19 protein-coding genes and 2 pseudogenes are annotated in these 23,532 nt (G+C 71.5%); 10 read left to right on the plus strand and 11 right to left on the minus strand.

The window, feature by feature from the left end:
- Window positions 1–19: 19 nt before the first annotated feature.
- Window positions 20–1,237 (minus strand): annotated as a pseudogene (locus OG432_RS31270) (formyltransferase family protein); the annotation flags it as partial.
- 5 nt (window positions 1,238–1,242) lie between these two features.
- On the opposite strand from OG432_RS31270, the gene OG432_RS31275 reads away from it, so the two are divergent.
- Window positions 1,243–2,241, plus strand: a complete 999-nt coding sequence (locus OG432_RS31275; protein WP_328315316.1) for an MFS transporter — start codon at window positions 1,243–1,245, stop codon at window positions 2,239–2,241.
- Between the two features lie 152 nt (window positions 2,242–2,393).
- Here the strand turns inward: OG432_RS31275 and OG432_RS31280 are convergent, their stop codons facing one another.
- Together OG432_RS31280 and OG432_RS31285 are read right to left on the minus strand one after the other, a co-directional pair.
- Window positions 2,394–3,584 carry an acetyl-CoA C-acetyltransferase gene (locus OG432_RS31280; RefSeq protein WP_328314312.1) on the minus strand — a complete coding sequence of 397 codons (1,191 nt, stop codon included), beginning with the start codon at window positions 3,582–3,584 and terminating at the stop codon, window positions 2,394–2,396.
- Between the two features lie 144 nt (window positions 3,585–3,728).
- Window positions 3,729–4,409 (minus strand): hypothetical protein, encoded by a 681-nt coding sequence (locus OG432_RS31285; protein ID WP_328314313.1) that lies wholly within the window; start codon window positions 4,407–4,409, stop codon window positions 3,729–3,731.
- Between the two features lie 143 nt (window positions 4,410–4,552).
- Here OG432_RS31285 and OG432_RS31290 point away from each other — a divergent pair, with 143 nt between their 5' ends.
- The 5 genes and pseudogenes from OG432_RS31290 (at window position 4,553) to OG432_RS31310 (ending at window position 7,879) form a co-directional block, all read left to right on the plus strand.
- Window positions 4,553–5,095, plus strand: coding sequence for an EF-hand domain-containing protein (locus tag OG432_RS31290; protein ID WP_328314314.1), 543 nt, complete (start codon window positions 4,553–4,555; stop codon window positions 5,093–5,095).
- A 99-nt stretch (window positions 5,096–5,194) separates the two neighbouring features.
- A pseudogene (locus tag OG432_RS31295) lies at window positions 5,195–5,868 on the plus strand (maltokinase N-terminal cap-like domain-containing protein).
- Window positions 5,869–5,952: 84 nt separating this feature from the next.
- Window positions 5,953–6,264: a glutaredoxin domain-containing protein gene (locus tag OG432_RS31300; RefSeq protein ID WP_328314315.1), complete on the plus strand. Its 312-nt coding sequence runs from the start codon at window positions 5,953–5,955 to the stop codon at window positions 6,262–6,264.
- Window positions 6,265–6,547: 283 nt separating this feature from the next.
- Complete coding sequence (locus OG432_RS31305; protein ID WP_328314316.1) at window positions 6,548–7,276, plus strand: 2OG-Fe(II) oxygenase; 729 nt, start codon at window positions 6,548–6,550, stop codon at window positions 7,274–7,276.
- Between the two features lie 255 nt (window positions 7,277–7,531).
- A complete protein-coding gene (locus OG432_RS31310) occupies window positions 7,532–7,879 on the plus strand; it encodes a hypothetical protein (protein ID WP_328314317.1) in 348 nt (115 codons plus the stop codon).
- A 116-nt stretch (window positions 7,880–7,995) separates the two neighbouring features.
- Here the strand turns inward: OG432_RS31310 and OG432_RS31315 are convergent, their stop codons facing one another.
- The 3 genes from OG432_RS31315 to OG432_RS31325 form a co-directional block, all read right to left on the minus strand.
- A complete protein-coding gene (locus OG432_RS31315) occupies window positions 7,996–8,406 on the minus strand; it encodes a VOC family protein (protein WP_328314318.1) in 411 nt (136 codons plus the stop codon).
- Between the two features lie 10 nt (window positions 8,407–8,416).
- On the minus strand, window positions 8,417–8,863 hold the full coding sequence (locus OG432_RS31320; RefSeq protein WP_328314319.1) for a helix-turn-helix transcriptional regulator: 447 nt from the start codon (window positions 8,861–8,863) through the stop codon (window positions 8,417–8,419).
- Between the two features lie 121 nt (window positions 8,864–8,984).
- Window positions 8,985–10,082: a mechanosensitive ion channel family protein gene (locus tag OG432_RS31325; RefSeq protein WP_328314320.1), complete on the minus strand. Its 1,098-nt coding sequence runs from the start codon at window positions 10,080–10,082 to the stop codon at window positions 8,985–8,987.
- Between the two features lie 505 nt (window positions 10,083–10,587).
- On the opposite strand from OG432_RS31325, the gene OG432_RS31330 reads away from it, so the two are divergent.
- Both OG432_RS31330 and OG432_RS31335 read left to right on the plus strand, forming a co-directional pair.
- On the plus strand, window positions 10,588–10,794 hold the full coding sequence (locus OG432_RS31330; protein WP_328314321.1) for a cold shock domain-containing protein: 207 nt from the start codon (window positions 10,588–10,590) through the stop codon (window positions 10,792–10,794).
- A 206-nt stretch (window positions 10,795–11,000) separates the two neighbouring features.
- Window positions 11,001–13,220: an NADP-dependent isocitrate dehydrogenase gene (locus tag OG432_RS31335; protein WP_328314322.1), complete on the plus strand. Its 2,220-nt coding sequence runs from the start codon at window positions 11,001–11,003 to the stop codon at window positions 13,218–13,220.
- A gap of 102 nt (window positions 13,221–13,322) precedes the next feature.
- On the opposite strand, the gene OG432_RS31340 is transcribed toward OG432_RS31335, so the two are convergent.
- A complete protein-coding gene (locus OG432_RS31340; RefSeq protein WP_443058494.1) occupies window positions 13,323–14,393 on the minus strand; it encodes an esterase-like activity of phytase family protein in 1,071 nt (356 codons plus the stop codon).
- Window positions 14,394–14,673: 280 nt separating this feature from the next.
- Between OG432_RS31340 and OG432_RS31345 the strand changes: the two genes are divergently transcribed.
- Window positions 14,674–15,924: a cytochrome P450 gene (locus OG432_RS31345; protein ID WP_328315318.1), complete on the plus strand. Its 1,251-nt coding sequence runs from the start codon at window positions 14,674–14,676 to the stop codon at window positions 15,922–15,924.
- Between the two features lie 57 nt (window positions 15,925–15,981).
- Here the strand turns inward: OG432_RS31345 and OG432_RS31350 are convergent, their stop codons facing one another.
- Complete coding sequence (locus tag OG432_RS31350; RefSeq protein WP_328314323.1) at window positions 15,982–17,439, minus strand: hydrolase; 1,458 nt, start codon at window positions 17,437–17,439, stop codon at window positions 15,982–15,984.
- A 298-nt stretch (window positions 17,440–17,737) separates the two neighbouring features.
- Here OG432_RS31350 and OG432_RS31355 point away from each other — a divergent pair, with 298 nt between their 5' ends.
- Complete coding sequence (locus OG432_RS31355) at window positions 17,738–18,445, plus strand: class I SAM-dependent methyltransferase (protein WP_328314324.1); 708 nt, start codon at window positions 17,738–17,740, stop codon at window positions 18,443–18,445.
- A 130-nt stretch (window positions 18,446–18,575) separates the two neighbouring features.
- On the opposite strand, the gene OG432_RS31360 is transcribed toward OG432_RS31355, so the two are convergent.
- From OG432_RS31360 to OG432_RS31370, 3 genes are all read right to left on the minus strand, one after another.
- Window positions 18,576–20,099, minus strand: coding sequence for an NPCBM/NEW2 domain-containing protein (locus OG432_RS31360; protein WP_328315319.1), 1,524 nt, complete (start codon window positions 20,097–20,099; stop codon window positions 18,576–18,578).
- A 410-nt stretch (window positions 20,100–20,509) separates the two neighbouring features.
- The gene (locus tag OG432_RS31365) at window positions 20,510–21,823 is read right to left on the minus strand and encodes a SufS family cysteine desulfurase (RefSeq protein ID WP_328314325.1); all 1,314 of its coding nucleotides are present in this window, start codon (window positions 21,821–21,823) and stop codon (window positions 20,510–20,512) included.
- Entirely contained in the window at window positions 21,810–23,180 is a 1,371-nt protein-coding gene (locus OG432_RS31370; protein ID WP_328315320.1) for a family 2B encapsulin nanocompartment shell protein, read from the minus strand. The genes OG432_RS31365 and OG432_RS31370 overlap by 14 nt, the downstream gene beginning before the upstream one ends.
- Window positions 23,181–23,532 lie beyond the last annotated feature (352 nt).

The raw sequence follows: 23,532 nt of genomic DNA on the forward strand, positions 1-23,532 counted from the left end.
TCAGGATGACGCTTCCGGCGCCCGTGGCCACCCGCAGGCCCGACGCATCGTCGCAGGAGAGGACCGTGCCGGGTGCGGCGGTGGCATCGTCCGGGGCGACGCCCCTGTCGACGCGGGCTTCCCGGACGGCGTGGACATGCCCGCCGAGTGCGATCTTGGGCCATACCAGCGGGCTCGCGAACGGGCCGTAGTCGGTGGCCCGGACCATGGCGGCGACGCGCTGCGCCGGCAGGCGCCAGTCGATGAGCCCCTCGGCGGGGAACTGGGTGTGCCGCGAGAAGTAGCGCCGCGCCGCCGTGTCCTGCGGGGTCGCCGTTTCGCGGCCCTGCGTGATGTCGTCGATCAGCGCGGCCAGACTGGCCACGGCCGCCTCGTCGCACTTCAGGCCGAGCGACAGCGCGGTGTCCTCGGGCCTGATCACCACCGGTACGCGGCCGAGCACCGCACCGCCGTCGACCGTCTCGGCCATGCGGTGCCAGGTGATGCCGTACTCCCGCGCCTCCTCGGCGATGGCCCAGGACGGGGTGTGCAGGCCGGAGTAGTGGGGGAGCGGACCGTAGTGGTAGTTGACGGCGCCCCGCGTCGCGCAGTTCAGCAGCGCATCGGGCACCACCGCGTAGTTGCCGACGCTCAGCAGGAGGTCGCAGGTGAGCGTCGGTGCGAGCGCCACCGCTTCGGCGAGTTCGTGGTGCGCGATGCCCGCCTTGACCGCCCAGGCCCGCGCGGTGGCGTCCCCGGTCACCACGGCGGTGACGCGGTGCCCTTTCGCCACCAGTATCTCGCCGCAGCGGACGAGCACGCTGCCGCCGCCGATCAGGACGGAACTCAAAGAAGTCAAAGCCATGTCTCCCCCGTGATGATCCACGGCGCGTCCATGAGCGCCGGCCGTCCCGGGGGGCGGGAAGCGTCGGCGCCAAGGGCGGCCCGTCGAAGAGGGCCTCCAGGTGCCGGATCCAAGCGCGCGCACGGGGTCGGTCCCCCCCATGCACCCGTGCCGATTCCCCCGAGATCGAGTGGCGTCGACCCACGCGCCGCCGTGCGGGCGTGAGGTGGTCGCGCTGTCAGGATTGCCAGTACGCAAGTGCTGAACTGCCGAAGTGCGTCGGTGCCGTAGTGCAGGAACGCTGTCGTGCAGGCGTGCGCAAGTACCGGAGTGCAGAGGTGTGTTGTCGTGCGGTCGGGCCGTGACGTCCCCCGCCCCGGCGCCGGTTCCTCCCCCTGGCGCCCCGCCCATCATTCGTCATCGGACCGGCCGCGGGTGGCCTCCTGCTGCGCGCCTTCGGCTGGCGCTCCGTGTTCTACATCAACCTGCCGCTGTGCGGCGCGATGCTGATCGCTGCCGTGGTGATCCTGCCGAAGCGGCGCTGGCTCGGCACCGGGGACCGGTTGCCGGACCCGGTGGGCAGCATCGCGCTCGCCCTGGGCATCGGCGGCGTGGTGAGCGCCCTTACCGAGGGTGATACCTGGGGCTGGACGGACGTCCGCACCGTCGGACTCGGCCTTGCCGGACTCGTGCTCGTCGCGGTGACCGTGCTGCGTTCGCGCAGCCACCCCGCTCCGGCCCTGGAGATGTCGGTGTGGCGCAGCCCTGTCTTCCGCACCGCCAACGTGGGCCTCGGGCTGCTCAACATGACGATGTTCGCGTGGATGCTGGCGGCCCCGCTGTTCGCCGCCGACATCTGGCACTGGTCGGTCCTCCGGGCGGCCGGGGCGCTGAGCGTCGGCGCGGTCTCCTCGATGGCCGGCTCCCTGGCCGCCGGGCGGCTCACCCGTCCCGCTACCCAGGTGAAGGTGACGGTCCTCGGCGCGCTGTCCTTCACCGGCAGCAACGCCATCTGGGCCTCCGGCCTCTTCGGCGCGACGCCCAACTTCCTGGGCGGCTGGCTTCCTGCCGCGATCCTCGGCGGCGGCGGGCTCGGCCTCGCCATCACCTGCCTGTCGTCGCTCGCGGCCGGGACGGTGCCGCCCGCGAAGTTCGCGGGCGGCCTCGGCATGACCCTGACGGTCCGCCAGGTCGGCGGCTCGGTCGGCGTCGCGGGATTCGCCTCGATCATGGCCTCGGGACCGGCGCCCGGCGGCATCTCGTCCTTCCATCACGTGTATGTCGGGGCGATGGCCGTCAACATCCTGTGCGCGGCCGTGGTGTGCACCATGCTCCTCGTGCTCCGGCCGAAGCCGGCGCCGGCGGTCGCGGCGCCGGCGCCGGCCCCGCAGGACCGGGGGGCCACCCCGGCCCCGTAACACCCGGTACCCCAATAGCCTTGCAGCGCAAGGGTATTGGGGCGACACCGAAAAGGGCCCTCTGGCCGCGACCGCGATGGCCGCGCCCAGAGGGCCTGTTGTCGACTCCGTCTGCTCCGGCGGCCACCGGCCGCGCCGGCGCACCGCCCCCGTCAGGCGGACGGCACGCGGATCAGCAGCGCGTCGCCCTGCCCGCCGCCGCCGCACAGCGCCGCCGCGCCGAGACCGCCGCCGCGACGGCGCAGCTCGTACGCCAGATGCACCACGAGCCGGGCGCCGGAAGCGCCGATCGGGTGGCCGAGCGCGATGGCCCCGCCGTCGACGTTCACGATGTCGGGGCTGAGGCCCAACTGCTCGGTGGAGACGATGCCGACGGCGGAGAACGCCTCGTTGATCTCCACCAGGTCCAGGTCGGACGCCTCCAGCTTGGCCTTGGTCAGCGCAGCCCTGATCGCGTTCGACGGCTGTTCGTGCAGGCTCGCGTCCGGGCCGGCCACCACGCCGTGGGCGCCGATCTCGGCGATCCAGGAGAGCCCGAGCTCCTCGGCCTTGGCCTTGCTCGCCACGACCACGGCCGCGGCGCCGTCGGAGATCTGGGACGCGGTGCCGGCCGTGATGGTGCCGTCGGCGTCGTACACGGGCCGCAGCTTGGCCAGGACCTCCGCGGTGGTGTCGGGACGCACACCCTCATCGGTGTCGCACACCACCGGGTCGCCCTTGCGCTGCGGGACCGTGACCGGCGCCATCTCCTCGGCGAACCGGCCGGCCGCCGCCGCGGCCGCGGCCCGCTGGTGCGAGGCCGCGGCGAAGGCGTCCTGCTTCTCGCGGGTGACCCCGTCGTAGCGGCTGTTGTACTTCTCGGTCGAGACGCCCATGCCCACTTGGTCGAAGGGGCAGAACAGGCCGTCGTGGATCATGTGGTCGATCATCTGCACGTCACCGGCCTTGAAGCCGGCACGCGACTGGGGAAGAACGTGCGGAGCCTGCGACATGGACTCCTGGCCGCCCGCCACGACCAGGTCGAACTCGCCGGCCCTGATCAGCTGGTCGGCCAGCGCGATGGAGTCGATGCCGGACAGGCACACCTTGTTGACGGTCAGCGCCGGAACGCTCATCGGGATGCCGGCGGCCACCGCGGCCTGGCGGGCCGGGATCTGGCCGGCGCCCGCGGTGAGCACCTGCCCCATGATGGTGTACTCCACCTGCTCGGGAGCCACCCCGGCCTTCTCCAGGGCCGCCCTGATCGCGATGGCTCCGAGCTGAGCACCGGAGAAGTCCTTCAGAGCCCCGAGCAGGCGACCGGTGGGGGTACGGGCCCCAGCCAGGATGACGGAACCGGACACGATGTCCTCCGTGGGTTGGAAGTGGTGGGCCACAACACGGCTACATTACCCACGAGTTGGGCCCGCGAAGTGCACGCTGCGACGGTGTGAGCGAGGGCACAGCCGAATGGCGGAGTGCCGCATGTCCACCCGCGGGAACGTCGACTACGGCGCCGGAACCACCTGTTCGTCGACGGCCCTCGCCGTGGCCGGACGGCCGTCCTGGAGCTGCTGCAGACGCTTCAGCGTCGCGGCGAGCGTGGCCTGCGCGCCCGAGGGGTCGTCCCCGGTACCGCCCTCGACCCTGACGCGCACCACGACCCTGCCCGAGCGGCTGTATCCATAGACGCTGTCCTCGCTCGCTCCGGGGTTGACGACCAGCGTGCTCTCGTCCCCCACGGGCGCCGTGGGGGACTGCTCCTTGGCCGTCTCGGTGCCCTTGCGCGCCACGTAGGAGGTGTGTGCGTTCTCGGCCGTGTCGAAGAGGCAGATGTCCACGTAACTCATGTTGCGCGTGGACCCGTTGTATTCGTACGAGGCGTCGCCGCCGCGGATCCACCCCTTCGGCGCGGACTCCGCGTCCCTCACGTTGCAGTACTCGCCCTTGATGACCTTCTTGTCGCCGTGCGGGGACCAGCCGCGGGTCATCTCGCCGTAGCCGGGCAGGGATTGAGTGATGGCGGCCTGGGAGAGCTCCTTCGTGATCGGCTTCGGGGCGGGGGAGGAGAGGTGTTTGTTGCCGTCCGACGCGCTGGAGGGCGCACTCGAACCGCCGCCGGAGGAACAGGCGGTGAGCGCGGCGGTGCCGACGAGCGTGGTCAGGAGGGCGAGGCGTACGCGTGACATGGGCGCAGCCTATGCAGTCGTGATCATGGGTCGGGGCGGGTGCGAGCAGGTGTTTGTTCGTGCACATGTGCCCGTGGGGCGGAAGGGGTGTGCCGACCTATAGTGGCCGCTGTCCGCCGGGTCGGCGTCGAGGGAGGCCCCGCATGGCCAGCGCGTTTCAGGTACACAAGCTCAAGGGCATGTTCGCCGCGTTCGACGCGGACGGTGACGGTTGCCTCCGCGAAGAGGATTTCACCGCGCTCGTCGCCCGGTGGCGGCGGATGCCGGCCGTGGCCCCCGGGACGGAGCTGCACGAGCGGGTCGAGGCGCTCCTGATGGGATGGTGGGCGGCGCTGCTCGACGCCGGGAACACCAAGGGCGACGGCACGGTGGACATGAGCGAATTCCTGGGCCTGGTCGATGAGTTGCCCGCCAGGGTCGCCGAGGTCACCGCGACGGCCGACACCCTCTTCGACGCCGTGGACGCCAATCGCGACGGCCGCATCGACGCCGACGAACACCGCACCCTCGTCGAGACGTGGAACGGCCGCCCCGTGGACATGGCCGGCGTCTTCGAGCTGCTCGACCTGAACGGCGACGGCCACCTCAGCCGTGAGGAATTCGCCCTCCTGTGGCGCCAGTTCTGGATCAGCGACGACCCCGCGGAACCGGGCAACTGGCTCTGCGGCCGTATCCCCGCGCGGTAGGCCGGCCGGCCCCCGGGCCGACGGGTGCGGGCCGCGCGGCCGGGGCGCGGATGGCAGGGTGTCGGGGGCCCGTACCGCTCACCCTGGGAGGCCCCCGGCATGGCCGTCATTCACCGAACGGTCCTGACTCCGACAGAGGTGGAACTGCTCGCCGCGTGGCTGCCTTCGCGCCCGTGGTACCGCGGTACGGGCACCCCGGAGTTGGCCAAGGCCGGCGGCTTCCGCGTGGACGACCCGCAGGGTGAGGCGGGGATCGAGTTCGTCGTGGTGACCGACGGCCCCGGGAACGGCCCGGGATCCGAGGCGATCACCTACCTGGTTCCGCTCACCTACCGCGGCGCTCCGCTCGAGGGGCCGCCCCTGCCCTCGTCGGCACGATGGAGCACGGCGTGCTGGGGCGGCGCTGGGCCTACGACGCGTGCCACGACCCGGTGGCGGTCGCCCGGATGACGGCACTGATCTAGGGCCGGGCCCAGGCCCAGGACCAGAACGCCAGTGACGTACCGGACCGGGACGTCATGCGCTCCTTCACCGGCCACGGTCCGGCCTTCGACGCCGTCCCCGCCGCCGTGGACGACCAGGAGGGAACCACGCCGTCGGCCGGGCAGGACGGCCCGGTCCTCCACCTGCGCCGGGTGCTGCGGTCGGTGCGGGACGGCCCGTCGGCCCTCCCGGAGGGCGCGACCGGCCACATCCGCGGCCCCTGGCACACGCCGGCCGGCACCCGGACCGGCGGACTCTTCGCCGTCCTGTACGCCAACCCGCCGGCCTAGGGCGTCTACGCTCTGGTCACCGACACCGGAACAGGCCCGCGTGTACGGAGACGATCCGTGTGCGCGGACGAGGGGGGAAGCTCCGTGACCGACGACCAGAGCGGCGTGGTCCTGTACTGGCGCCCCATGTGCGCCTTCTGCATCAGACTCCGTCTGCGGCTGCTGTTCACGCCGCTGCGCTACGTCAAGGTGAACATCTGGCGGGACCCCGAGGCGGCCGCGTTCGTCCGGTCGGTCGCGGACGGGAACGAGACCGTGCCCACCGTGACGGTGGCCGGGCGCCCGATGGTGAACCCGTCGAAGAAAGAACTGCTCGCCGCGGTCGCGGCCCACTCCCCGGGCTCGATGTCCCGCACCGGCCGGCCGGCCACGTCCGCGTCCGACGTGCCCGACTGAGCGGTCGGGCGGTCGGGCGGTCGGGCGATCCCCGTGCGACGGCCTTCGCTTTCCCGCACGGCGGCCTTCGGCTTTCCGGCGCTGCCCGCCCCGTCCGCGTACCGCCGGAACGTCGTGTCCGAAAAGCGCCAGTGATGGGCGCGGGAAACACGGATCGTGGAGGTGCACAGCACCCAGCACGCCCCACCTCTCACGCGTGCCGCGCACGTGGCCGGGCACCCGCCCGAGCGCCCGATCGTACGACGGCCGCCGCGGGGTGCCGTACCGCAAGGGAGGCAGCACCATGAGCACCACCACCGCACGCACGGCCGTCGGAGACCGCCCCGCCGCCGACGACTGGAGCGCCCTGGCCGGCGAACTCGACGCGCACGGGCACGCGTTGACCCGGCAGCTCCTCACGCCCGGCGAATGCCGGGAGATCACCGCCCTGTACGACGACACGGAGCGGTTCCGCACCACCATCGACATGGCCCGCTACCGGTTCGGCTCCGGCGAGTACCGCTACTTCACCCATGAACTACCTCCTGTCGTAGCCGAGTTGAGGGCCGCCTTCTATCCGCGTCTGCTCGTCGTCGCCCGCGACTGGGCCGAGAAGCTCGGTAAGCCCGCGCCTTGGCCCGACAGCCTCGACGAGTGGCTGGCGATGTGCCACGCGGCAGGTCAGGACCGCTCGGCGCAGATCCTGCTGCGCTACGGACCCGGCGACTGGAACGCACTGCACCGCGACGTGTTCGGCGACATGCTCTTCCCCCTCCAGGTCGTCATCGGCCTGGACGCACCGGATGTCGACTACAGCGGGGGCGAGTTCCTGATGACCGAGCAGCGCCCACGCGCCCAGACCCGCGGCTCGGCCACCGTCCTGCCCCAGGGGCACGGCCTCATCTTCACCACCCGGGACCGGCCCGTCGCGAGCAGGCGCGGCTGGTCGAACGGGCCGATGCGGCACGGGGTGAGCACCGTGCGCTCCGGGCGGCGCCACACCCTCGGCCTCGTCTTCCACGACGCCGCGTGACCCGACCGCCCCTGCCCAGCCCGCGCATGCGGGCGATGGGGCCGGGGCCACCGGGCCGGAGGGCGGCCGACGGGCGGGACCGCCTGGGGCCCGTCCGATGGGTCGGTGAACGTTGTGGGCAGGGTCCGCCACACGGCTGCTACGGAAACGATTCGGTGTCCACGGACAGGTGACAGCACACCACTCCCGCGTTGAGAGCGTGACGGCATGGAGAGCACTGGGGTGGAATCTGTCACTCCGCATAAGGATGCCCCCATGCGTCTTCGTTCCTCCCTCGCCGCCGCCGTCGGCGCCCTCGCGCTCGCCGTCACCCTGCCGGCCTCGTCCGCCGGCGCCGCGACCGGCCAGTTCGTCTTCACGTACGAGCGTGACGGCAAGACCATCGAGGACAAGCTGCACGACCCGCGGGCCCGGTTCTGCATCAACCTGGACGAGGTCTCCAAGCCGGGCACGACGCCCGCGCACTCCCCGCGCAACCGGACCAACAGCCGCGCGACGGTCTACCCCGAAATCGACTGCGAGGGCGAGGGCGTCGGCCTGAAGGCGCTCAGCGGTAAAGCCGGCCCGGAGGTCAAGGTCCGTTCCGTCATCTTCAACCAGTAGCTCACTGCCGACGACACTCCCGGTGGGACCGCGGCCCAGGCGGGTGCGAGGAGCTCCACCGGTGAAGCGGGGTACTCGCACTCGCTCCGCCGTAGACGGTCAGCCGGGCATTGCTCCTAGCGGGTGGCCTGCTGCTGGATGCGGATCATGTTGCCCGAGGGGTCGCGGAACGCGCAGTCCCGGGGGCCCCACGGCTGGTCGATGGGCTCCTGAAGAACCTCGGCGCCCGATGCCCGTACCTTCTCGAAGGTCGCGTCGAGATCGGCCGTCCTGAACACGAGCGTCGGCAGGACGCCCTTGACGAGGAGTTCCTGCAAGGCGTCCCCATCGTTCTGGGACCGGCCGGCGTGCGGCTCGGACAGGACGATTTCGAGCCCCGGCTGGGTCGCGCTGCCGAGGGTCACCCAGCGGAAACCGCCCGAGGCCACGTCGTTGCGGACCTCAAGGCCCAGCGCGTCGCGGTAGAAGCCGAGCGACTCGTCCGGGTCGTTGACGGTGACGTGGCAGTACTGGAGTGCGATGGTCATGCCGCACACGTTAGGCGGCGGCGTCGCCGTCCGCTGCTCGGACCGTGGCCGTGCCCGTGGGGGTGCGCGTCGGGCGGGTGTGCAGCTTCGCCACGCACGGGGGCATGGCCGCCACGGCGCTGTGCTCCCGGGCCCGGTACGAGCTCGGCGTCTCGCCCACGATTTCGGTGAACCGGGAACTGAACGAGCCGAGCGACGTACAGCCGACCGCCATGCACGCGTCGGTCACGCTCGTCCCGGCCCGCAGCAGCGCCATCGCGCGCTCGATCCGGCGGGTCATGAGGTAGCTGTAGGGCGTCTCGCCGTAGACGGCACGGAACCGGCGGGAGAAGTGGGCCGGCGACATCAGGGCGTGCCGGGCCATGGCCGGAACGTCGAGGGGCTTGGCGTACTCCCGGTCGATGAGATCCCGCGCTCGGCGCAGGTGCACGAGGTTGGCGAGGTCTTCCGGGGTCATGTCACGACGCTACCACCGGGCCGCCGGCCCGGTCGTCGAGACCGCCCGCGCACCGGGTGGCCCGCGCACGCGGGTTGCCCCGGCCGCCCCGACCGCCCCGGGAGGGCGGCCGGGGCCGGTTTCAGTGCCGGCCGTCCGGCAGCGGCGACGGCGGGGCCTCGCGCTGGTGGGGGAACGGCGAAACCTCGGGCTGCTCCCGCTGGAGCGAGACGGTCCGGGCCGGAGCGGGTATCGAGATGCCCTCGGCGCGGTAACGACGGTGCAGCCGCTTGATGAACTCGTGCTTGATCCGGTACTGGTTGCTGAACTCACCGACGCCGAGGATCACCGTGAAGTTGATCCGCGAATCCGCGAACGTGTGGAAGCGAACGGCGGCCTCGTGCCCCGGCAGCGCCCCGGTGATGTCCGTCATCACGCTGTCCACGACGTCCAGTGTCACCCGCTCGACGTGTTCGAGGTCGCTGTCGTAGCCGACCCCGACCTGCACCACGATCGACAACTCCTGTTCCGGGCGCGTGTAGTTGGTCATGTTGGTGCGGGCGAGCCGCGCGTTGGGGATGATCACGAGGTTGTTCGACAGGTTGCGCACCACCGTGTTGCGCCAGTTGATGTCGACGACGTACCCCTCCTCGCCGCCGCTGAGCCGGATGTAGTCCCCGGGCTGAACGGTCTTGGACGCGAGGATGTGCACCCCCGCGAAGAGGTTGGCGAGGGTGTCCTGGAGCGCGAGGGCCACCGCGAGGCCGCCCACACCGAGGGCCGTGAGCAGGGGCGCTATCGAGACGCCGACGGTTTCGAGGGCGACCAGGATGCCCATCGCCACCACCACGACGCGCGTGATGTTGACGAAGATCGTGGCCGAGCCCGCGACGCCGGTCCGCGAGTGCGCCAGGGACTGCACGAGCCCCGCGACGACCCGGGCCACGGCGAGGGTGGTGATGAGGATGATGAGGGCGGTCAGCGCGTGGTTGACGATGCCCGAGACCCGCGCGGTCAGCGGCAGCTGCGCCGCGGCCGCCGCCGCGCCTGCGACCGTGGCCGCCCACGGGGCGATGGTGCGCAGCGCGTCGACGATGATGTCGTCCCCGCTCCACCGCGTCCTGAGCGCGTGCTTGCCCAGCCACTTCAGCACGATGCGGAGCAGCAGCCCCGCGGCGACGCCCGCCACCATCGCTATGGAGGCCGCCACCCAGTCGTGCAGGACAACGCCTCGGTTCAACGCACACCCTCCGGGCGCCGGGGGAGGGGTGGCCGGCCGGAGGGCGCCGTCGAGCGCCGTATGTGATGTGTCGTCACCTTGTCACCTGTCAGATCGTGCTGCCTGGAGCCTCGTTCGGAGAGCCGCCCCTCGGAACGGGCTGCCATCCTGCCCCATGCCCGGAGCGTCCCCGCAGCTGGGCGGCGCCCTTCCGTGGGCACCCTCCGCCGCGCCGTGGGCACAGGCGGTGAGGGGAGGCATCAAATGCGGGGCGCGACGGTATACCTACCAGTAGGGAACCCGCCCGCTGCGGCGGCCGGCGCCGCCGCCCGGTATCCGGTACCGCGGAATCCGGTACCGCGGACGGTTCCCTTCCGGGGCGGCGGGAGCCCCTCGGCGGGCAGGCCCGCTTCCTTCCCGCGCGGGAGCCCGCGCCCCGTCGTGGCCCCGGTGGAACCGGCCGGTTCCTCATTCCCGGCCCCAGCCCGTGACCGGCCGCAGAATCGATCACGTGAGGAGCGAGGCGATGAGCGAGCGATGCGACGGGATCGTTCAGTACTTCGACCGTGAGAAGGGCTACGGGTTCGTCGTGCCGTTCGGCCGGCGTGATGCCATCTACGTGCGCCGGGAGGACATCGAGGGAGAGATACGGACCCTGTCGGAGGGGCAGCAGGTGTCCTTCGTCATCGAGCTCGGCCTGGGCCGCTTCGAAGCGCGCGCGGTGCGCCCGTGACCGATGGCCCGGCGGCGGCTCCCGGCGGCGGCTCCCGGGGGGAGGCGGGGGCCGCGCTGCGTGCCCCCGCGGGCACCCCCCGCGAACACCCCGCCGTGACCGTCCCGCCACCCCGGGTCACCGTGGCCGGGGCCCCGTCATGACCCGGGGCGATCAGGAGATATCTTGATGTCGAGCAATGTTGCAGACGTGGAGCGGAGCACCCGGTGACTGACTCGACCATCATCTATACCCACACTGACGAGGCGCCGGCCCTGGCCACGTACTCGTTCCTGCCCGTGATCCAGGCGTACGCCTCGACCGCCGGTGTCACTGTGGAGACCCGTGACATCTCGCTCGCGGGACGCATCATCGCGAGCTTCCCCGAGTTCCTCGAGGAGAGCCAGCGGATCGACGACGCGCTCGCCGAGCTCGGCGAGCTGGCCAAGACGCCCGGCGCGAACATCATCAAGCTGCCGAACGTGTCGGCCTCCATCCCCCAGCTCAAGGCGGCCGTCGCCGAGCTGCAGGGCCAGGGCTACGCGCTGCCGGACTACCCGGACGACCCGAAGAGCGACCAGGACAAGGACGTCCGCGCGCGCTACGACAAGATCAAGGGCAGCGCCGTCAACCCGGTCCTGCGCGAGGGCAACTCCGACCGCCGCGCCCCTGCGTCGGTCAAGAACTACGCCAAGGCCCACCCGCACCGCATGGGCAAGTGGACCTCCGACTCGAAGACCAACGTCGCCACCATGGGCGCCAACGACTTCCGGTCCACCGAGAAGTCCACGGTCATCGCCGCCGACGACACGCTGCGCATCGAACTCGTCGCCGACAACGGCAGCACCGTGGTGCTGCGCGAGTCGGTACCGGTCCTCACCGGTGAGGTCGTCGACGCCTCCGTGCTGCGCGTCGCCGTGCTGCGCGAGTTCCTCACGGAGCAGATCGCCCGCGCCAAGGCCGAGAACGTGCTCTTCTCGGTGCACCTGAAGGCCACGATGATGAAGGTCTCCGACCCGATCATCTTCGGCCACGTGGTGCGCGCCTTCTTCCCCAAGACGTTCGCGAAGTACGGCCAGACGTTCGCCGCCGCGGGCCTGACCCCGAACGACGGCCTCGGCGGCATCTACAAGGGCCTGGAGTCGCTGCCCGAGGGCGCCGAGATCAAGGCGTCCTTCGACGCCGAACTCGCCGAGGGCCCGGAGCTCGCCATGGTCGACTCCGACCGCGGCATCACCAACCTGCACGTCCCCTCCGACGTCATCGTCGACGCCTCCATGCCCGCCATGATCCGTACCTCGGGTCACATGTGGGACCGGGCGGGAGCCGAGGCCGACACCCTGGCCGTGCTGCCGGACAGCAGCTACGCCGGTGTCTACCAGGCCGTCATCGAGGACTGCCGGGCCAACGGCGCCTACGACCCCTCGACGATGGGCTCCGTGCCGAACGTCGGCCTCATGGCACAGAAGGCCGAGGAGTACGGCTCGCACGACAAGACCTTCGAGATCCCGGCCACCGGCACGGTGCGCCTGGTGGACGCGGCCGGCAACGTCGTCCTGGAGCAGGCCGTCGCCGAGGGCGACATCTTCCGCGCCTGCCAGACCAAGGACGCCCCGATCAGGGACTGGGTCAAGCTCGCCGTCACGCGGGCCCGCGCCACCGGCGACCCGGCCGTCTTCTGGCTCGACGAGGGCCGCGCCCACGACGCCCAGCTCATCGCGAAGGTCAAGGAGTACCTGGGCGAGCACGACACCGAGGGCCTGGACATCCAGATCCTCACGCCGGTCGAGGCGACCAAGCTGTCCGTGGAGCGCATCCGCCGCGGCGAGAACACGATCTCCGTCACCGGCAACGTGCTGCGCGACTACCTGACCGACCTGTTCCCGATCCTGGAGCTGGGCACCAGCGCCAAGATGCTCTCGGTGGTCCCGCTGATGAACGGCGGCGGCCTCTTCGAGACGGGCGCCGGCGGCTCCGCCCCCAAGCACGTCCAGCAGCTGGTCAAGGAGAACTACCTGCGCTGGGACAGCCTGGGCGAGTTCCTCGCGCTCGCGGTCAGCTTCGAGCACCTCGCGACGACCACGGGCAACGCGCGCGCCCAGATCCTCGCCGACACCCTCGACCGCGCCACGGGCACCTTCCTCAACGAGGACAAGTCGCCCAGCCGCAAGCTCGGCGGCATCGACAACCGCGGCAGCCACTTCTACCTGGCCCTGTACTGGGCGCAGGAGCTGGCCAAGCAGACCGAGGACGCACAGCTCGCGGAGGCGTTCGCGGCCCTGGCCAAGACGCTCTCGGAGCAGGAGAGCACCATCGTCGACGAGCTCGTCGCGGTGCAGGGCTCGCCGGTCGAGATCGGCGGCTACTACCAGCCGGACGCTGCCAAGGCGACCGAGGTGATGCGCCCCTCCACCACCTTCAACCAGGCCATCGCCACCCTCGCCTGACCCCGACTCCCCTCGCGGGGAGCCCAGTTGAGCACGCCGCTGCCCCGGCCGGATCCGTTCCGGCCGGGGCAGCGGCGCATGGGCGGTGCGGCCCGGCGCGGGTCAGAGGTGCCGCGGCAGCCGGACCGTCAGCGCGTACAGGCGGGTGGTCTGCACCGGGTTCTCGTTGTCGTCGCTGACCAGGAGGAGCCGCAGCCGGCCGTCCCGGGAGCGGCCGGTGACGGCAAGCCCCTCGATGTTGTCGAGCAGCGGGTTGGGCTGCGGCTGCTTGGCCGTCGCGCCCAGGGACGGACAGGCGGCCAGGTCGGCCAGCAGGGTCTTGCGCACGACGCGGGCACGCCCCGGCAGGTCCTGGACGCCGCTCACGTCGCTCGCGCCGCGCGGGTCGGCGAGGAAGAGGCGCACCGAGTTGCCGACACCCGCGGTGAAGCCGCGCTCGAGGACGAGCAGCCGGCCGTCTCCCGTCGCGGTGATCTCCGAGACGCCCGCGTTCGGATCGGCGGGATAGGCGTACTGCCCGGCGAGCCGGAACGCGCCCTTCACGCTGCCCCGTTGCCAGGTCTGGAACCGCAGGAGCGTGCGCCCCGCCGCGTCCTTGGCGTCCCCCGCAAGAGGAGCCTCCATGGAGGCGATGAGCGTGCGGCCACCGGGCTGCAGGGCGAGACCCTCGAACGTCGCGTTGGCGATGGCGCGTCCGGCCGGCGCGACCCGCAGGGCGTCCGGGACGGGAAGCCGCCCCAGGAGACGGCCGTCGCGGTCGTAGCGGCGCACGGACGGTTCGAGCTCCGAGGTGATCAGACGGGTACCGTCCCGCTCCACGACGACGGCCTCCGAGTCGAGCGGCGCGCCCTTCTCGTCCGCGAGCGGCACGACGCGGGCCGGCGCGGCCGCCAGGTGGCCGCCCACCTTCAGGGAGAACAGCTGCGAGCGGTCGGACAGTGCGGCGATCCTGCCGTCGGTGTCCACGGCGAGCCCGGACAGATTGCCGACCACCGTGCCCTGGAACATCGTCTTGTCCAGGACGTCGGAGAAGCCGTCGAGCACCGTAGAGGCGGAGCAGGCGTCGCGGCCGCCCGGGGACGGGCCGGCCGCGGCGCTCGCGTCCATGGCACCCATGGAGACGACGACGGCCAGCGAGAGGGTCGCAGCGGCGGTGACGGTGGGCAGGCGCACTAGTTCCTCCGAAGTCGGGGGCGGGGCCCCGACACCGTAAACCGGCGTGTGTGACGGGCGCGTTGACATCCGCGATCCCGCGCGCAAACACCCGATCACCGGTCGAACCGGGCCCGGAGCGGCCGGCGCCGGAGCACACCGCATGTGAGCTGCGCCCCTGGCGGACCGTGAGCGGCCCCGGGCCACTTATCCTGAGCGACCCGGTCCGTACCCGGTGTCCTGGCCGCACAACCTGTCCTTGGAGTCCGACTTGAGGGTAAATCTCCGTTCCCGAGTCACGATGTGGCTCGGGCGTACCTACCTTGCCAGGATCCAGAAGCGCGGTATCGGGCCGGCCACGATCTCGCTGCTGCCCGACGCGCTGCTCATGCCGCTGCGCCGTGACGGACTCGACCCGGTCCCCGAGCTCACCGCGCGCCAGGCCGACGAGCCGGTCAGCAAGGTCCCGCTGCCGTTCGGCATGGACGCCTGGGTGGTGACGGGACACGACGCCGTCAAGGCCGTCCTCGGCTCCGCCGACGGATTCAGCAACGACTTCACCCACCTCGCGGGCAACGCGGGTGTCGTGGAGGAGCAGCATCCCGGCGGGCTCGGATTCAGCGATCCGCCGGTGCACACCCGGCTGCGCCGCATCCTGACGCCCGAGTTCACCATGCGCAGGCTGCGCCGCCTGACCCCGCGCATCGACGCCCTCGTCGAGGAGCGGCTCGACGCGATGGAGGCGGCGGGCGGCACGGTCGACCTGGTCGAGGCGTTCGCGCTTCCCATACCCTCCCTGACCATATGCGAGCTGCTCGGCGTGCCCTACGAGGACCGCCACGACTTCCAGCAGCTCGCCATGGAACGCTTCGACCTGTTCGCCGGGGCGACCGCGCCCCTCGGCGCGATGTCCGCCTCGCTGTCCTACTTCCGGGACGTCGTCAAGCAGCAGCGCGAGAACCCGGGCGACGGCCTCATCGGCATGATCGTCAAGGAGCACGGCGACAGCGTCGGCGACGACGAACTCGCCGGGCTCGCCGACGGCGTCCTGACCGGCGGGTTCGAGACCACCGCGAGCATGCTGGCGCTCGGCTCCCTGGTCCTGCTCCAGGACCCGGACGCCTTCGCGCGGATCGCCCACGACGAGGCGGCCGCCGCGACGTTCGTCGAGGAGGCGCTGCGCCATCTCACCGTCGTCCAGCTGGCCTTCCCGCGCTTCGCCCGCGAGGACGTCGAGGTCGCTGGTGTGGTCATTCCCAAGGGCGACATGGTTCTCTGCTCGCTCAGCGGCGCCAACCGCGACGCCTCGTTCACCGCGGACGGCGCCCGCTTCGACCCGCAGCGCAAGGCGGGCGGCCACCTCGCCTTCGGTTACGGCATCCACCGCTGCATCGGCGCCGAACTCGCCCGCATGGAACTGCGCGCTGCCTTCCCCGCCCTGGTCCGCCGCTTCCCCGACATGCGCCTGGCCGTACCGGCCGAGGAACTCGCCTTCCGCAAGCTGTCGATCGTGTACGGCGTCGAAGCGCTGCCCGTGCGCCTGCGGGGCTGACGGCAGCCGCCCGGACCGTGGACCGGGCGGCGCGAGGCGTGCGGGCCGTGCGCGCGGTCAGCTCACCGTGAGCGCGGTGTCGTCCAGGACGAACGACGTCTGGAGCTTGGAGCCCTCCGTCGCGGTGAACCTGAGCGTCACCGTCTGCCCCGCGTAGGCGCCGAGATCCACGGTGCGCTGCGCGTAGCCGCTCGCGGCGTTGAGGTTGGAGTACGTGACGGGAGTGGCGAGGACCGTGCCGCTGGCGTTCACGACCTGGACCTTGAGGGTGTCGTACGCGGTGCCTCCGGTCTCCGCGGTGTCGATGTGCAGCTGGAAGCCCAGCGAGGCGGCGCAGCCCGCGGGGATCGACACCGTCTGGGCGAGGGTGTCGGTGTGCGCGGTTCCCTTGCCGCCGAGCCAGGCCTTGTAGGCGCCTGTGCGGGCGGGCTCGCCGGCGTTCGTGTTGATGATGCCGCTGGTCGCGGACCACCCCGAACTGCCGGATTCGAAGCCGGGGTTGGCGAGCAGCTGGGCCGCGGTGCACGAGCCGGTGCCGCCGCCCGTGGACGCGCCGGAGAGCCACTCGGTGGCGTTGAGGGCGAGCGCGGCGTCGGTGCCCGCGGGGTCGTTCCAGCCGTCGTACAGGGTGTTGCCGGACTGGCCCGTGCCGTCGTCGATGGGCGAGCTGTCGCCCCAGAAGGCGACGCGGCCGCTGCCGAAGGAGCTGGTGGCGAAGAAGGCGCCGGTGTTCCCCGAGGATCCGGTGCGGTAGACCTCGCCCTTGGCGGCGGCGTTGTCGGCCGGCTTGAGGGTCACGGTGGTGCCGTTGCGGATGATGCTGCCGGTCACCTTGCCGAACGAGCCGTTGAGGACCGGGTCGGAACTGTCGCTGACGGCCCTCGGGTTGTCGGTGGCGATGTTGAGCGAGTCGACCGAGAAGCCGAACGGGTCGGTGGAGTCGACACTGTTGTTGGACATCAGGTCGTTGATGACCTTCACCGCGTCCGCGCCGTCGTTGTTGCGGTCGGAGCCGGTGTGGTCGGAGATGAGGAAGAGCCCGCCGCCGTTCTTCACGAACTGCATCACCGCGGTCTTCTCGGCGGCGCTCAGCAGGACGTTCGGCTCGGGCAGGACGAACGTGTCGAAGTTCTTGAGGTCGAGCGCGGACGACGTGCCGTAGGTGATGGTGTTGCCCGAAGGCAGCGTCTTGAGGGCGTAGCCGCCGCTCTTCTGGAGCGCCACGCCCCACGAGGACAGGGCGCCGGTCCAGTCCTTGTCGGCGCCGGGGGAGGGGTTTTGGGCCAGGGGATCCGGCTGGCTGGTACTGATGATCCAGTCGGCGTTGCCCGCGGTCTCCGCCTTGGAGTTGTCGAACAGCACCCGGTGCGGGGCGGTGGCGGCCGGGTGGGCCGTGGCGGCCGGCGGGGTGGCGGCTTCGGCGGCCGCGCCACCGGCGACGACGAGCGCGCCGATCGCGGCCAGGGCGCCTGCGGTCCGTCGGCCCGAGCGGCCGGAACGTGTGGCTCCGAGCATCCTGCGTACCTCCGTCAAAGGTGGGGAGAGGTGGTGGGGACACCAAGTCTGCGCGCGTAGAACGTCGTTGTACGGTCGCCCGTGCGGCGCGCGATTGAACCGTACATGGCGAAAACGCGCCGCGGCAGGGGGCGGGCGGTGGCCGGTTCGCCCGCCCGGTGGCCGACCGGCGCCCCTTCGCGCGGACCGTCCCCGCGATCGTCTCCGCCCGGGGTCAGGGGTCTGGGGCACGGGCTGCGCCGTCCCAGGAGCGGCAGCGGCGCCCCGCCCCGAAGCCGAGCCCCTATGCTGAGCAGCCATGTTCGCTCCCCAGGGCCCCACCTTCCGGGAACTCGCCGTCCAGGCGCTGTCGTCCGTCGAGCACGGCTACGACCTGCTCGCCCCCAAGTTCGACCACACCCCCTTCCGCACGCCCGAGGCGGTCCTCGCGCCGGTGGCGTCCGTGCTCGACGCGCTCGGCCCCTTCGGCCGGGGGCTCGACCTGTGCTGCGGTACCGGCGCGGGCCTCGGCGTCCTTGGCGAGGTGTGCCGCGAGGAGGTCACCGGGGTCGACATCAGCGCCGGGATGCTGGCCGTCGCCGCCCGCGCCCACCCGAGGGCACGGCTGATCCGGGCCGACGCACGCGCGCTGCCGCTGCGTGCCGCGTTCGATCTGGCCGTCAGCTTCGGCGCGTTCGGGCACTTCCTGCCCCGGGAGCGCCCCGGCCTCTTCGCCCAGGTGCACGCCGCGCTGCGGCCCGGCGGCAGGTTCGCCTTCCCGGTGGTGGCGCCGCCGCGGCCCGGCGGCCCGGCGCACCTCGCCCTGCTGGGATTCGACACGGCGATGCGGGTGCGCAACGCGCTGTGGCGTCCCCCGTTCGTCATGTACTACCGCGGGTTCGGGCTCGCGGACGTGCGCCGGGAACTCGCGGCCGCCGGCTTCGGCGTCGAGCTGTACGCGCTCGAGGAGCTCGGCCGACGCGCGGACGGCAGCCCACGCGCCCGGCTTGTGGTGGCCACCAGGTAGCGGGCAGGAGAAGGCGCCGCGCACGAACGGGCCCCGCCGTAGGAGCGGGGCCCGTTGTGACGTCCTCGTGAGCCCTCGAACGAGGGCGTCAACCTCCGTCTGCTTCTTCGGGCAGTTCCGTCAACCTCCTTCAGGAACAGGTGAGGTGGGGCGCCGCCCAGTCGGCGTGGTCGTAGTCGATGCCGTCCCCGGAGTCCGTCACGACCAGCTTCAGCTCGTCGGCTCCGGTCAGATCGGCGCCGATCGTTCTCGCCGCGTCGGCGCCGGTGACCCGGCCGCTGGCGGCGACCGGCACCCCGTCCCGGTAGACCTGGAAGACGACCGACCCCTTCGCGCCCACCTCGTCGTCGAGACCCACGTCCGCCCTGAACGCGGTGCAGGTGCCGCCGAGGTAGTACGTCAGCGTGGACGAGGCGTGGACGCCGAGGCCCTTGGTGTATCCGGCGCCGTTGAGGGTGAGGCTCCGGCCGTCGCCCGTGGCCTGTTCGCCGTTGCTGCGGTCGCGTTCGACCGGACCCCAGCCGTTCTCCGCCGATGTCCACGACAGATCGCTGAGCTGGTGGAGCCCCGGCGCCGGTGACGTCCTGGGGCCCGGCGTGACCCGGTACATCACCGTGCCGTGCGCGGGCACCGACGCGCCGATGGCGCCCGTGGTGACGCTGGTGCGATGGGACCACAGGTCCTTGAGGGTGTACGAGGACGACCCGCCGAGCCCGATGGCACCGATCGACGTCGAGACCGTGCGGGCGGAGGCGGTCTCATTGGTGAGGGTCACCGAACGGCCGCCGTCCGCGAGGGGCTTGGTCATCACGACCAGGCCGCCCGAGCTGGACACGACCGTGCCCTGCCGACCGAGCGGATCCTGGTCGACGGCGATGACGTCGGTGTTCTTCAGGATCGCGAGGGTGGCCGCGCTCGGGGCGCGCAGGTCGCTCCCGATGAGGAGCGGCGCCGCCATCTGCGACCACAGGCTGAAGTGCGTGCGGTACTCGGTGTCGGTCATGCCGCCGTTGCCGACCTCCAGCATGTCCGGGTCGTTCCAGCCGCCCGGCCCCGCGGCGGCGGCCAGCGGCTGGTTCTGGTGCGCGATGCCGATCATGCTCGACCAGGAGTCGCTGATGTCGCCCGTGGTGCGCCACGAGTTGCCGGTGCCCGACGCCCACGTCCAGGGCTGGTTCTGGCCCCACTCGCAGATGCTGTAGAGGATGGGCCGGCCGGTGGCCTTCAGGGCGTCGCCCATCGCCCGGTAGCGCTGTCGGGCGTCGACGCCGCCGTTGTTGCAGTTGTCGTACTTGAGGTAGTCCACACCCCACGACGCCCACAGCTCGGCGTCCTGCCGCTCGTGCCCGAGACCGCCGGGGAAGCCCTGCGTGTCGCAGGTCTTGGTGCCGGCGCTGGAGTAGAGGCCGAACTTGAGCCCCTTGGCGTGCACGTAGTCCGCGACGGCCTTGATGCCGTGGGGGAAGCGCGCCGGGTCGGGCACGAGATTCCCGGCGGCGTCACGGTCGGGCAGCGCCCAGCAGTCGTCGATGTTGACGTAGGTGTACCCGACGTCCTTGAGGCCGTCGGCGACGAAGGCGTCCGCGACGCCCTCGACCATCGCCTCGTTGAACTCGGCCCGGCAGTGCGTGGAGTTCCAGTTGTTGAACCCCATCTGCGGGGCACGCGCCAGACCGTTGTCCACGGCCGCCGCCTCCGGCGCGGCGGCGACCTCCACGGCGGCCGTCAGGCCGCCCGAGAAGAGGGCGACGGTGCCCAGGAAGGCGACGAGACGGTGTCTGAAACTGTGCAGTTCGGTAGTCAAGTGCGACTCCAGTGGGGGTATTTGGCGCACAAGCGAACGACGTCGAACGAAAGCAACCACATCTCAGCGGTCGGACCCGTGCATGTCAAGGGAAGCGGGCGCCGTGTCGGAATACCGGGCCCCTGCCGGGCCGGCTGCTCTCCTTGGCCTCGCTGCCCGAGGAGAGCAGCCGGCCCTGGAAGAGCAGCGGCCCGGATTCCTTCAGCGCCCGAGGGCCGAACCGGCGGTCCGGGACGCGGCGCCGGTCCCTCGGGTGACGGTCAGGCCGAGCGGTCGAGTTCGAGCAGCGACGTCACCAGCCGGTCCACCTCCTCGGGCGTGTTGTACAGGGCGAACGAGGCGCGGGCGGCGGCTGCCAGGCCGTAGTGGGCCAGGGCGGGCTGCGCGCAGTGATGGCCGGCCCGGATCGCGATGCCGTCGCGGTCGAGCCACGAGGCGATATCCGCCGGATCCCGGCCCGCCATGGTGAACGTCAGGACCGCGATCCTCCGTGCCTCAGGACCCAGGATCTCCAGGCCCGGCACGTTCCCCATGGCTTTCCGCGCGTACGCCGTGAGGGCCTCCTCGTACGCCGCGACCGCGGCCAGGTCGAAGGAGGTGAACCAGTTCAGCGCGGCGAGCAGTCCGGCCACGCCCGCGATGTGCCCGGTACCGGCTTCCAGGAGATGGGGCGCGGGGGCGAACGTGGTGCGCTCGAAGGAGACCGAGTCGATCATGTTGCCACCGCCCTGCCAGGGCCGGAGCTCCCCGAGCACGCCCGGCTTCACATAGAGCGCGCCGATGCCCGTCGGGGCGTACAGCTTGTGCCCGGAGAAGGCGTAGAAGTCGGCGTCCAGGGCGGTCACGTCGACGGGCAGGTGGGCGACGGCCTGGGCGCCGTCGACGAGAACCCTGGCCCCGTAGCGGTGGGCGAGCGCGGTCATCTCGCGGACCGGCGGTACCGTGCCGAGGACGTTGGACGCCTGCCCGAGCGCCACCAGGCGGGTGCGCGAGGAGAGCAGGCCGGCGTAGGCGTCCTGGTCGATCCGGCCGTCCGCGAGGAGGGGCACCGGCACCACCCGGGCCCGGGTCTCCTTCGCGATCAACTGCCAGGGAACGATGTTGGAATGGTGTTCGAGGGCCGGTACGAGGATGTCGTCGCCGGGGCCGAGGCGGCCGCGGCCCCAGCTCTGGGCGACCAGGTTCACCGCCTCCGTCGTGCCGCGGACGAACACGATGGAATCGGGGGACGCCGCCCCGAGGAAGTCCGCGACGGCGGCCCGGCCCGCCTCGTAGAGATCGGTGGCCTCGCGCGCCATGGTGTGTGCGCCCCGGTGGATGTTGGAGTTCGCCGTGCCGTAGTAGCCGGCGACGGCCTCGATGACCTGGCGCGGCTTCTGCGTGGTGGCCGCGTTGTCGAGCCACACCAGCGGATGCCCGTTGACCGTACGGTGCAGGATCGGGACGTCCTTGCGGGCCGACTCGGGCGTGAACGCATCCGGGGTGCGGCCCGGGGCGTCGGCCGGGCCCGTCTCCGGGCGGCTGTCCGCCGGGCGGCTGTGCGCCCGCGGGTCCGCGGTCTCAGGAATAGTCATGGTAGGTGGACACCTCGACGTTCTGGAGCACCGCGATGGCGTCCTCCACCAGGACGGCCGTGTTGAAGTAGGCGGTCATCAGGTACGAGCTGATGCCCTTCTGGTCGACGCCCATGTTCCGCATGGACAGGCCCGGTTCGATCTCGTCGGGGACCGCGGCCGGACGCAGCCCGACCACTCCCTGCTCCGCCTCGCCCAGGCGCATCAGCAGGATCTCCGTGGTGCCGACCGCTCCGCCGCCGGAGAACCGCATCTTGTCGGAGGGCAGCAGCGGCACCCCGCGCCAGGTGAGCAGCGGGCTGCCGAACCGGGTGTCGGTCACCGGCGGCACACCCCGGCGCGTGCACTCGCGGCCGAACGCGGCGATCGCCCTCGGATGTGCGACGAAGTACCCCGGCTGCTTCCACACCCGGGCGAGCAGCTCGTCGAGGTCGTCGGGGGTCGGTGAGCCGGTGCGCGACTGTACGCGCTGACCGGCGGACACGTTGTTCACGAGGCCGAATTCGGGGTGGTTGAGCAGGGCGGCCTCCTGCCGCTCCCGCAACGCCTGCGCCGTCAGGTTCGCCTGGGCCCGGGTCTGGTCGATGGGGCCGTTGTAGAGGTCCGCCACACGGGTGTGGACGCGCAACACCGTCTGGGCCAAGGTCATGTGGTACTCGCGCGGCGCATCCTCGTAGTCGACGTAGGTGCCGGGCAGGTCGACCTCGCCGACGTGGCCCGAACTCAGGTCGATGGGCGCTTCCGTGCCCGGCCGGACGCCGTCGCCGGCGACGAACGCGTCCATCGCATCCCTCAACCGCTCGTCCCGGGAGGTGAGTTGGGTGAGGGCGGCGCGGTCGGCGCACAGGGCGGTGCCGGGGGTGAGCGCCTTGACGCGGTAGGGCATCGGTTCGCCCCGGGTCCACGCGTCGAGGTCGAAGAACTGGCCGTCGCCGGCCACGTCGAGCAGTGCGTCCTCGCCGTACCGTCCGGTGACGCGCTTCTCGGCGCGGCCCTCCACAAGCACCCACAGCCGCTCTGCCGGGTCCCCTTCCTGGACCAGGACCTGGCCGGCGTCGAACGTCAACGGTGCGAAGGCGGCGGCGAGTTCGTCGAGCGCGGCGTCCTCGGCGTCGCGTAAATAGGGCAGTTCGCGCAGGTCGCCCGCCACCACGCGCGGGGTGCCGTTGTCGTCGTACGTGCTGATCCGGTCGTCGCCCAGGATGAAGGAGCGACGGCGGTTGACGCGGTAGACGCCTGATTCGATATCCACCCAGGGCAGGGCGCGCAACAGATAGCGCGGGGTGACCCCGCGCATTTGCGGAACGGTCTTGGTGGCGGTGGCGAGTTGCCGTGCGGTGTCCGGGCTCAGGCTCATTCGCTGGTTGTTCACAGGAACGTTCACCGGTACCTCCTCGACGGGACGTGACGAGGACCGATCGTGTTCCTGGAATCCGGACACCACAAGAGGCATGTGCCAGGGGCAGTCCTGAAATAGCGGGATTGGCGGCGCGAAAAGCGGCTACACCGCAGGTGGCGTGGTCTCCGGCCGTCGCGGAAGCGACTCAATCCCAACTGGTTACATTCCCTAATAGATTCCTAAAGCCCGACTTATGGGAACATGTTTTCTGGTTGGGATTCCGGGGTGCGCGGCATGCGTTTCCCCGGCTCCAAAGGTTCTGAAGAAGAAAGGATCCTCCCGAGGGGATCTCCGGAGAAATGCCTTCGCG

Source organism: Streptomyces sp. NBC_00442, from assembly GCF_036014195.1.
In the GTDB taxonomy this organism is placed as follows: domain Bacteria; phylum Actinomycetota; class Actinomycetes; order Streptomycetales; family Streptomycetaceae; genus Streptomyces.

Coding starts and splice junctions, on each gene's coding strand:
- OG432_RS31285 (WP_328314313.1), bottom strand. CDS start 4,409: ATGTCACGCGTACGCCTCGCCCTCCTGACCACGCTCGTCGGCACCGCC.
- OG432_RS31290 (WP_328314314.1), top strand. CDS start 4,553: ATGGCCAGCGCGTTTCAGGTACACAAGCTCAAGGGCATGTTCGCCGCG.
- OG432_RS31305 (WP_328314316.1), top strand. CDS start 6,548: ATGAGCACCACCACCGCACGCACGGCCGTCGGAGACCGCCCCGCCGCC.
- OG432_RS31310 (WP_328314317.1), top strand. CDS start 7,532: ATGCGTCTTCGTTCCTCCCTCGCCGCCGCCGTCGGCGCCCTCGCGCTC.
- OG432_RS31315 (WP_328314318.1), bottom strand. CDS start 8,406: ATGACCATCGCACTCCAGTACTGCCACGTCACCGTCAACGACCCGGAC.
- OG432_RS31320 (WP_328314319.1), bottom strand. CDS start 8,863: ATGACCCCGGAAGACCTCGCCAACCTCGTGCACCTGCGCCGAGCGCGG.
- OG432_RS31330 (WP_328314321.1), top strand. CDS start 10,588: ATGAGCGAGCGATGCGACGGGATCGTTCAGTACTTCGACCGTGAGAAG.
- OG432_RS31345 (WP_328315318.1), top strand. CDS start 14,674: ATGTGGCTCGGGCGTACCTACCTTGCCAGGATCCAGAAGCGCGGTATC.
- OG432_RS31350 (WP_328314323.1), bottom strand. CDS start 17,439: ATGCTCGGAGCCACACGTTCCGGCCGCTCGGGCCGACGGACCGCAGGC.
- OG432_RS31355 (WP_328314324.1), top strand. CDS start 17,738: ATGTTCGCTCCCCAGGGCCCCACCTTCCGGGAACTCGCCGTCCAGGCG.
- OG432_RS31360 (WP_328315319.1), bottom strand. CDS start 20,099: ATGGGGTTCAACAACTGGAACTCCACGCACTGCCGGGCCGAGTTCAAC.
- OG432_RS31365 (WP_328314325.1), bottom strand. CDS start 21,823: ATGACTATTCCTGAGACCGCGGACCCGCGGGCGCACAGCCGCCCGGCG.
- OG432_RS31370 (WP_328315320.1), bottom strand. CDS start 23,180: ATGAGCCTGAGCCCGGACACCGCACGGCAACTCGCCACCGCCACCAAG.